Origin of the sequence: Marinobacter segnicrescens, assembly GCF_900111555.1 — a bacterium.
GTDB classification, from domain to species: Bacteria; Pseudomonadota; Gammaproteobacteria; order Pseudomonadales; family Oleiphilaceae; genus Marinobacter; species Marinobacter segnicrescens.
In genome coordinates this window covers 1-9,360 of the sequence record NZ_FOHZ01000050.1, presented here as the reverse complement: position 1 = coordinate 9,360, position 9,360 = coordinate 1, and the positions used below count along the sequence as shown (strand labels likewise).

The 9,360-nt window shown below is 55.4% G+C and carries 7 protein-coding genes and 2 pseudogenes; 4 read left to right on the top strand and 5 right to left on the bottom strand.

The features are described from left to right. The first annotated feature begins 52 nt into the window (after positions 1–52). On the top strand, positions 53–1,072 hold the full coding sequence (locus tag BM036_RS19205; protein ID WP_091855222.1) for an IS30 family transposase: 1,020 nt from the start codon (positions 53–55) through the stop codon (positions 1,070–1,072). On the opposite strand, the gene BM036_RS19200 is transcribed toward BM036_RS19205, so the two are convergent. Then, the gene (locus tag BM036_RS19200) at positions 1,058–1,438 is read right to left on the bottom strand and encodes a porin (protein ID WP_245742747.1); all 381 of its coding nucleotides are present in this window, start codon (positions 1,436–1,438) and stop codon (positions 1,058–1,060) included. The genes BM036_RS19205 and BM036_RS19200 overlap by 15 nt on opposite strands. Positions 1,439–1,718: 280 nt before the next feature. Here BM036_RS19200 and BM036_RS19195 point away from each other — a divergent pair, with 280 nt between their 5' ends. The 3 genes from BM036_RS19195 to BM036_RS19185 all read left to right on the top strand — a co-directional run bounded on the left by BM036_RS19195 (position 1,719) and on the right by BM036_RS19185 (position 5,483). Then, positions 1,719–2,447, top strand: coding sequence for a TorF family putative porin (locus BM036_RS19195; RefSeq protein ID WP_062363658.1), 729 nt, complete (start codon positions 1,719–1,721; stop codon positions 2,445–2,447). A 412-nt stretch (positions 2,448–2,859) separates the two neighbouring features. Beyond that, the gene (locus tag BM036_RS19190) at positions 2,860–4,698 is read left to right on the top strand and encodes a copper resistance system multicopper oxidase (protein WP_091855245.1); all 1,839 of its coding nucleotides are present in this window, start codon (positions 2,860–2,862) and stop codon (positions 4,696–4,698) included. Positions 4,699–4,718: 20 nt separating this feature from the next. Continuing rightward, positions 4,719–5,483, top strand: coding sequence for a copper resistance protein B (locus BM036_RS19185; RefSeq protein ID WP_199451743.1), 765 nt, complete (start codon positions 4,719–4,721; stop codon positions 5,481–5,483). Between the two features lie 211 nt (positions 5,484–5,694). On the opposite strand, the pseudogene BM036_RS20595 reads toward BM036_RS19185, so the two are convergent. From BM036_RS20595 to BM036_RS19165, 4 genes and pseudogenes are all read right to left on the bottom strand, one after another. Then, positions 5,695–6,597, bottom strand: a pseudogene (locus tag BM036_RS20595) (IS3 family transposase); the annotation flags it as partial. Positions 6,598–6,603: 6 nt separating this feature from the next. Then, positions 6,604–7,773 carry an IS30 family transposase gene (locus BM036_RS20590; RefSeq protein ID WP_091855242.1) on the bottom strand — a complete coding sequence of 390 codons (1,170 nt, stop codon included), beginning with the start codon at positions 7,771–7,773 and terminating at the stop codon, positions 6,604–6,606. A gap of 64 nt (positions 7,774–7,837) precedes the next feature. Next, positions 7,838–8,083 (bottom strand): annotated as a pseudogene (locus BM036_RS20400) (transposase); the annotation flags it as partial. 23 nt (positions 8,084–8,106) lie between these two features. Next, a complete protein-coding gene (locus tag BM036_RS19165; RefSeq protein ID WP_177186118.1) occupies positions 8,107–9,186 on the bottom strand; it encodes a hypothetical protein in 1,080 nt (359 codons plus the stop codon). Positions 9,187–9,360: the final 174 nt, after the last annotated feature.

Genomic DNA, 9,360 nt, shown 5'->3' with positions numbered 1-9,360 from the left:
TCGCGCGCTCAATAACTAAGTGCAACACTCCCTGATCGAGTATCGTGTTGCCATGAAAAATCACTATCACCACCTCAGCACCACAGACCGCGTCACACTCATGTTGATGATGCGCCAGGGAGCCAGCCTCCGTGCCGTCGCCCGTGAGTTGAAGCGCTCTCCCAGTACTTTGAGCCGGGAGTTACGACGACACGCGGTTAACGACCAGCCCTATGATGCCGAGGCAGCAAGGGTAACAGCATGTTCAGCGCGTGTTCGTTGTCGGCCCAAGTGCAAGTTAGTCGAAGGAACGAATCTCTATGCGATCGTCCTCGACATGCTACGAAACTGGTGGTCTCCCCAACAAATCAGCGGCACACTGAAGGCCATGTTTCCAAACCAGCCCGACTATCAGGTCTCTCATGAGACGGTGTACAAAGCCATCTACGCCCAGCCTCACGGTGAGCTGCGCAAGGAGCTGATTGCATGCCTGCGCCAGGGCAAGACCAAGCGCCGGCCCCGCGCGGGCGGTGTGGACCGCCGTCAGCAGATCCCGGATCTGGTCAGCATTCACCTTCGCCCGCCGGAAGTCGATGAACGGCTCTTGCCGGGGCACTGGGAAGGCGACCTGATCAAAGGTGCGTTCAACCGCTCCGCTGTAGGCACTCTGGTTGAGCGAGTGAGTGGCCTGGTATTCCTGGCCAAGATGGACGGCGCTACCGCAACCGCCGCCGTTCAGGGCTTCAGCGCGGCCCTCAACCGGGTGCCATTGGAAATGCGCCAGACGTTCACCTACGACCAGGGCCGCGAGCTGGTGCGCCACGCCGAGATCACCCAGAAGACCGGGACGGCGATCTACTTCGCCGATCCACACAGTCCCTGGCAGCGGGCCATCAATGAGAACACCAATGGCCTCTTGCGGCAGTACATGCCCAAGGGCACGGACCTGTCGGTGTTCAGTCAGGACGAGCTGGATGCCATCGCCTTCCAGCTCAATACCCGGCCTCGAAAGCGACTGGGCTTCAAGCCGCCGCTGGAGGTCTTTATGGATCTGATCAAGCAAACCCAGGATGCGCCGTCAGGCGTTCATTAACCCGGGTGTTGCACTTGGAGTTGGAGACCGCCGGTCTTCAGCAGTACCGCCGTCGGCGCCATCACTTTCAGCGACGTTGAACTGGGTCTTGTACGCCCAGTCGCCAAAGTGGCCCTTGGCGTAGAGGCGTGCCCGGCGCACATCGAAATCGGTAGTGTCAACACCGTTGTCGTCAGACTGCGTGGCGTCGTAATCCCACTGAATGCGCCCGCCGAGCTGAAAAGACGCAGAGTTATCCGACACTTTCACTTTGATACCGCTGTCGGTATCGATCACAAGGTCTTCGCCGCTGGTCGTAACGTTTCCGGCCTGTGCAGCAGAAGCGGCAGAAATCGCCAAAGCCAAGCCCAAATATTTCTTGCTCATGATCTGTCTCACCTTTTTCGGTTTGCTTGTGTGTGTTGAAGCGCTATTAAAGTCTATTTGGCAAAGATTACAGAATGGTTACAGAGAATGCATCAAAACAGGGCGCTGGTCCGGGCCGGTGACAGGTTCTGGGGCGCTAGGTGTTGGGTCGTTTTTCGGGGGCAAGCTCAGAATGTGCCGATTTGTCTCTATAATAATGATAAACAAGAATAAATAAGATGTGGCAAGACTTTTGCTAAATCATATTTGGAGCAATGAAATCCAACCGAAGGTATCCATTATGAAGAAGCAGTTTTTCACCAAATCCGGATTTATCAGTATCACTTTGCTTGCAGCACTTCAGGCTGCGCCCGCCATTGTTAGCGCTGACGTCAGCTCAAATGTGAGCGCCAGCAGCAACTATCTGTTCCGGGGCGTCACCCAGACAGACGGGGCTGCGGCTGTCCAGGGAGGGTTGGATTATGAGCATGCGTCGGGCTTCTACGCCGGTGGTTGGGGTTCCAATGTCGATTTTGGTGACGGCACCAGCTATGAGCTTGATCTTTATGCCGGATTCTCCGGCTCTGTGGAAGAACTGGGTTATGACGTTGGGTACATTTATTATGCGTATCCTGACGCGCCGGACTCCATCGACTTCGGCGAACTGTACGGCGAGATCAGTTATGGCATTGCGGCCATCGGCCTGGCCTACACGATCAACAGCGACACCAGTGGTGATGGGGTGTTCGTGCAGGGGGATGCCTATTACTACGCCTCTGTTGGGGTGCCTCTGGAGGACAGCTACAGTGCCGGTGTGACGCTTGGCTATTACGACTTCGCTGATGACGGCAAGGCTTCTGTCGGCGAGGCAAGTTATTCACACGTCGCCGCCAACGTTACAAAGGATGCGGGAAACTTCGGTTCTTTCAGTGTTAACGTGGAGTACGCGGACATTGAGTCAACCGACGCGCTTGGCTCTGTCAACTCGGATGATCCGAAGTTCTGGCTGGGTTGGAGCAGGAGTTTCTGATTCGGCCAGCGATGGTTAGCTGCTCAATTTGAGTATTGTAAAGCTGGTTCCGTGACGGGCCAGCTTTTTTTTTATCTGTGATTGTCTCGTCAAAATCCACAATTGCACGCCCGTAGATAAAGCGGATGAATCGCCATCTTCGTTCTCGCCATCGTCCTTCCCTTCTTTATCGCAGGACTTGCAACCGTTCTTGCTAATCCGCACTCACTCGCCCAAAAGGGAGGCTGGCGTAGGGCCATTGCGCCTCTCCCCCCCTGCCCGCCAAACAAATGGTGATAGAAAGGCGGATACAGACTTTTCAGTTTGATTTCAGTTACACTGGGTAGCATCAATAATCGAGTCACGAACGCAAGAAGCTGTATATACATGGTTTTAGGAGCAACCTATGAGCGATAGACATTTCTATGCAGGTATGTCCAGGCGGCGCCTTATCCAAGGAGCTGCCACGATGGGACTTCTTGCCGGTTTCGACAGCTTGTTGCCGGCCTATGCTAGAGGACAACTGGACAACACGAACGCATTTCACACCGTGCGTAATGGCGCTGACATCTACGACCTGACCGTCGCGAGAACACCTCTCAAGATAGGGGGCACAGTCTCGGAACAGCCCATCACCATCAACGGCACTCTGCCAGCGCCTCTGGTGCGCCTCAAACAGGGGCGCGAGGCAATCTTGCGTGTCACCAATACGCTACCGGAGGCAACATCCATTCACTGGCATGGTCTGATTCTGCCGTACCAGATGGATGGCGTTCCTGGCGTCAGCTTTCCCGGCATCATGCCCGGCGAAACGTTTGAGTACCGTTTTCCGGTCGAACAGCACGGCACCTACTGGTACCACAGCCACTCTGGCCTTCAGGAACAGCTGGGCCATTATGGGCCGATTATCATTGATCCTGCCGAGCCGGAATCGGTGGCCTACGATCGCGAATACGTTGTGGTCCTCTCCGACTGGACCTTTGATTCTCCCGACGACGTATTCCGGAATCTGAAAGTGGCGGAGGGCTACTACAACTACAACCAGCGCACCGTTGGCGACTTCTTCAAGGACGTCGAAACCATGGGCTGGGATGCCGCGTGGAGCAAAGCCGGCATGTGGGGCAGAATGCGAATGAGTCCCCGGGATATCCTGGATGTAACCGGTTCTGAATATACCTACCTGATGAACGGGTCGCCTTCCGCCAGCAACTGGACCGGGCTGTTCCGTCCCGGCGAGAAAATTCGCCTGAGATTCATCAATGCCTCGGCGATGACCTTCTTTGATGTCCGTGTCCCGGGCCTCCCGATGACGGTTATTTCCGCTGACGGCCAACCAGTGCAACCCGTTGAAACGGATGAATTCCGCATTGGCGTGGCGGAAACCTACGACGTGATTGTACAGCCAACCGACACGGCTCACACCGTGTTTGCCCAGTCACAGGATCGGTCGGGGTATGTGCGCGGAACGTTAGCCACCCGCAAGGGAATGGAGGCGCCAGTACCGCCCATGTATCCGCGAACCGAGCGCGGTATGGCCGCCATGGGCATGGGCGCGATGAGCATGGGCGCCATGGGCAAGGACGGCGATATGAACATGGACAGCGGCATGGACATGGGTGGCAAGATGGAAATGATGTCAGGCAGCAACGACAAAGCCCATGGCCAAATGATGATGAATGGCGCCGACTCGGGAATGAACAAGATGAGCTCGGACAAAGCAACGATGAATGAGGTCCCGACGGCGGGTCGGCCGATATCCCATGGCCCTGATAATCACGGTCCCGGGGCGGCCATGGTGGCTTCCAGCCCGCAATCGCGTCTGGATGACCCTGGTGTAGGCTTTGAAACAGCCAACCATCGGGTGCTGACTTATTCCCAGTTGCAGAGCATTGAGGGCTGGCCCGACAAGCGCCCGGCCGAACGCGAGGTGGAACTGCACCTTACCGGCAATATGGAACGTTACATGTGGTCGTTCGACGGCAAAAAGTTCTCTGAAGTCGATGGCCCGGTCAAGTTCTACCATGGCGAGCGCCTGCGATTGATCCTCGTCAACGACTCGATGATGGATCACCCCATTCACCTGCATGGCATGTGGATGGAACTGGAAACCGGTGCAGGTGAATATCGTCCACGCAAACACACGATTTCCGTCAAACCCGGCGAGCGTGTATCCGCGCTGATCACAGCGGATGCACCGGGTGACTGGGCTTTCCATTGCCACCTTCTGTACCACATGGACGCAGGCATGTTTCGTGTCGTGTCGGTCGTTTAACGGGATAGGGGATGAACATTATGATGAATCGCATCAAGTGGGTTGTGGGTGCCTCAGCCTTAACGCTTGCCTCGGGAGCCGGCGCCGCCGGTACTGGCGTTCAGGCCGAACCGGACTGGACGCTGCCGATACACGACAACCAGGTGTTTGGCCAGGTTCTGTTTGACCGGATGGAATACCAGCGTGACGGCGACAACGAATTGGCCCTGTGGGACGCCCAGGCCTGGATTGGTAAAGATCGCAATCGGCTCTGGGTCGAAACGGAAGGTGAGACTGATCTATCCAGCGACAGCGGCGACATCGAAAATTTTGATGTGCAGTACAGCTATCGCTTCGATCGCTTCTGGGATATACAGACAGGATTGGGTGCCCAGACAACGTTTGGCCCCAGCCCTAATAAGGAGCGCTATTCGGCCATTGTTGGATTGCAGGGACTTGCCCCCTACTGGTTTGAGGTAGACACAAATCTCCGAGTCACCGACGACGGTGACGTGTCATACGATCTTGAAGCCGAGTACGACTGGCTGCTGACCCAAAGGCTCATTTTGCAGGGCCGCGGCGAAACGCTCGTTGCCTTCAGCGATGTTGAGGAGTGGGGCGTCGGTAGTGGCATCAATAATGTGGGCCTGGGGCTCCGTCTGAGATACCACTTTTCGAGGGAGTTTGCGCCCTACGTGGGTGTTTCTTACACCCGCTTTCTGGGCAACACAGAGGACCTTCGTGAGCGCGAGGGGGAAGACGTCGAGTCCTCCAGCTTCGTGGCGGGCGTCCGGTGGTGGTTTTAGTACGATAATGCCCAGTAGAAAAGGCTGGCCTCTTTGCGTGGGTCAGCTAGTGTCCTCATTTGGAGGATTTCGTCAAAATCATTGCCGACCTTCCGCATGTTCGGCTCAATGACAAACGGCCGGACTAAGGCCCGGCCGTTGTATCAGATCATGAAATTACACGTTGATCAGTAACTGATATTGACCATAGCTATGGCAAGCCCCCGATATCCTAGACGCCTGACAGCTGCTTAAAATACTGCTTTTCGAAGTCCACGGGAGACAGTCCTCCGTTGTTGCCGTGCCGGCGTACCGGGTTATAGAACATTTCGATGTAATCGAAGATATCCTGGCGCGCCGTTTCCCGATCCTTGTAGATTTTCCGTTTCACCCGTTCGCTTTTGAGCAACGAGAAGAAGCTTTCGGCAACGGCGTTGTCGTGACAGTTACCGCGCCGACTCATGCTGGGCTTGAGGTGATGGTCGCCCAGGAAGTCTCGCCACTCCCGGCTCGTATACTGGGAGCCCTGATCGGAGTGGATCAGAACCTCCTGTTTGGGCCGGCGCTTCCAGGAAGCCATCAATAGTGCGTCCATAACCAGGTCCGTCGACATTCTCGATTTCATAGACCAGCCAACGATTTGTCGGGAGAAAAGGTCCAGCACTGCCGCGAGATACAGGAAGCCCTCATGAGTACGGATGTAGGTTATGTCGGTTACCCACCGCTCGTTCGGCTTCTGAGCTTCGAATTCACGATTCAGATGATTCGGTGCAACGTGAGCTGGCTTGCCACCGTAATAGCCCTTGTGGCGCTTGTAACCGCGCTGAGCGCGGATGCCTTCGTTTCTCATGAGCCGGTACACCCGGTTCTTGCTGCACCGCTCGCCGAGGTCTTTCAGGTCCAGGGTGATATTCCGATACCCGTACACGCCACCACTTTCGAGCCAGGCCTGTTTGATCATCCCGACCAATCGACGGTTGGCTTTGGCGCGAGGGCTTTCGGGACTGTGCAGCCAGGCGTAAAAACCGCTGAAGTGGACCTTCAGCACGCGGCACATGACCCGGACCCGGAACTCCTTCTGGTGAGCCCTGATGAAGCGATACTTTACTCGGACTCCTTGGCAAAGAACGCTGCGGTGAGTTCAACCGGTCAATGCAAATATGCTTTGCAGCTTTTCAGCAGGTGTCAGGTAGTCGAGTGTTTTCCTCGGTCGTTCATTCAGCTTCCTTGCGAACTCATTTAACTGCTTCTGGGAATAGCCCGATAAATCGGTCTTCTTCGGGAAGTACTGGCGCAACAGCCGATTGGTGTTCTCGTTGCTGCCTCTTTGCCAGGGGCTCTGCGGGTCGCAGAAATAAACCTGCATGTCGGTCGCAAGCGTGAATTTCCTGTGGTTACCCAGCTCACCCCCTCGATCCCAGGTCAGGGTTCTCTTCAACTCCTCGGGGAGCTGACCTACTTCCCGACAAAGTGCCGAAACAACGCTTTCCGTATCTTTGCCGCCGACATGAACGAGCATCGTAAATCTAGACTGCCGCTCGACAAGCGTCGCAATATGTGAGTTCTTAGATCCGGATATCAGGTCTCCCTCCCAATGGCCAGGAACAGCCCTGTCTTCAACCTCTTTTGGCCGAGCACGGATAGAAACTAAATCTGTGATGCTGGTGCGGGATTCTGCCTCTTCAGAGCTTCTGTGCCGTGATCGACGCATCCCGCGTCTTGATCGGAGGTGTTTGATAAGTTCCTTCTTCAGAACACCTCGGGCTTGAATAAAGAGACTTCGGTAAATCGTTTCATGGGACACATGCATCGACTTGTCGTCCGGGAACTGGCGTTTTAGCCAGCCTGCTACTTGCTCTGGAGACCAGTCAAGGCTCAGCTTTTCGGCAACCGCTGCACGGAGGGGCTCATTCAATGCGAGAAGGCATTTTTTCGGGCGTTTTGACTGGATCCAGGCACGCCGATCTGCCACGTTCGCCCTGTACCGACTTCTTCCACCGTTACGACTGACCTCTCGACTGATGGTTGAGACAGATCGTCCCATCGAGTCGGCAATCTGAGTCAATGTCAGTCCCGCTGAGATGCCTCTTGAAATCTCTTCGCGCTCATAGCTACTAAGCACCCTCGCTGACCTGGAACGTCCCAGCGGGGCAATGCCGCCATGTATGGCGAGCATTCCAGTAATCGATCCAGCATGCTTTCCAAGGGCTCTGCCAATCTCGCTAAGCGACTGCCCTTTCTTCCATCGAGCCCATAGCTCCTGCTTCTGCTGGTAGGTCAGCCCTCTGGTCTTTGATACTTGCTGCTGCATTCTGAAAGCCCCGATAGTTACCAGTGTGCATTATGTTGCACTGACCGGTTGAATCTACCGCGGCCTTTTTTAGTATGTCGCGTTCCTCCGTCACCCGGCGCAGTTCGGCCCGCAGCTGACGAAGCTCATCCTGCTGCTCCGTAATGTGCTGGTGCTGGCTTCCAGGATCGCCATACAGCTTGATCCACTTGTACAGACTGCCGGAGGTGATCCCGAGTCTCCGGCACACGTCGGATACCTTGTAGCCGCGCTCCGTGACCTGCTTCACCGCCTCGATCTTGAATTCTTCGGAGTATCGCTTTGCGCTCATCATCAACACCTGTAGATTTGCGTTTAGTGTAACGCTACCAGGCGTCTACCGTATCGGGGGCTTGCCACTACGACCTTATAGGTATCCTCCGGGTCATCTCCGTAGAAGTCTCCCATGAAACCGTAAGAACCGCGGAGGCTGATGTCATACACGCCGGCAAACTTTTTACCAAGCTGAGCAGCGACTTCAGTACCAAGGGTTGAGCCGTTGGCCTGAGCAGCGCTGTCGGGCGCGTCGTCGGCAGCGCGGAAGTATCCTGTGCCGTACTTCAGGTAGTAGTCGTTGGAAAGTTCCTGATCACCCGAGACTATCAGCCCCATCAGACCGTATCCCTGGTAAGCTGCGTCATAAACTGACTTGGCCCCCTGGGAACCATTGTTGTAGTAGTAGTCTGTTCCGAAGATTTGCAGATTGCTGCTATTCAGCTCCCAGCCTGACTGGTTTGCCGCGAAGCGATCTGCACCATTGCTGCTGTCATCAGCCGGAATGTAGATGCCGTGAATCTTGAGGCTTGCGTTGCCCCAATGCCTCTGGGCATACAGATTCAACATGTACGTGTCGCCATCTGTTGCGTCAGAGTCACGCCCGGACGACTTTTTGTAAAGTACCGAGCCGCTATAGGCCATTTTGTTATAGGTAAAATCGGCGTAGGCACCGAAATAGTTGTCATCCGTTCGAGCCGCCGTACCATTCAGAGCAGCCTGACTGCTGTTGCTGATCTGAGCTCCGGTAAGGCCGTAGTGGAAAACCTCGCTGGGATGAAGTTCGGCACTCAACATGTAGAAGTCCACGTCGTCCGCAGAATCTCTATCGTTTTCTTCCCACTTGAACCAGCCACCTGTCAGCGTGGCCATACCAACATTGCCCGCAAAGGAGACGCCATTCATGTCGTCGTTGGTAACAAAGCTCTCGTACTTGCCGAAGCCATACCCCTGGATGCCCGCTCGCACCTTCCAGTCGCTGTTCGGCACCTTCAGTTCAGCGTAGGCATTTTTGGTCTCAACGCCAACGCCGTCGGCGCTGAGTTTGCCGCAATTGTCACCCTGGCAGCTTCCCTTCTCACCCCAGGGAGAATCGACCTCACCGTACCAAACCAGGCTCACGTTATCGTTGAGGTCGCCGGTGATCTTTGCACGCAGGCGCTGGTCAACAAAAGCAGTACTGTTATCGTCGGTCGTATCTCCCTATGTGTCAGCGTAGTTGTCGCCTGATGATTTCAGAGGACAACCATGCCCCATTACTCACCGGAACGTAAGGAAGCCATCCTCCAGAAGATG

What these genes read in the sequence shown, in the direction of transcription:
- BM036_RS19200 (WP_245742747.1), bottom strand. Translation starts at nt 1,438, where the DNA reads ATGAGCAAGAAATATTTGGGCTTGGCTTTGGCGATTTCTGCCGCTTCT.
- BM036_RS19205 (WP_091855222.1), top strand. Translation starts at nt 53, where the DNA reads ATGAAAAATCACTATCACCACCTCAGCACCACAGACCGCGTCACACTC.
- BM036_RS19185 (WP_199451743.1), top strand. Translation starts at nt 4,719, where the DNA reads ATGATGAATCGCATCAAGTGGGTTGTGGGTGCCTCAGCCTTAACGCTT.
- BM036_RS19190 (WP_091855245.1), top strand. Translation starts at nt 2,860, where the DNA reads ATGTCCAGGCGGCGCCTTATCCAAGGAGCTGCCACGATGGGACTTCTT.
- BM036_RS20590 (WP_091855242.1), bottom strand. Translation starts at nt 7,773, where the DNA reads ATGCAGCAGCAAGTATCAAAGACCAGAGGGCTGACCTACCAGCAGAAG.
- BM036_RS19195 (WP_062363658.1), top strand. Translation starts at nt 1,719, where the DNA reads ATGAAGAAGCAGTTTTTCACCAAATCCGGATTTATCAGTATCACTTTG.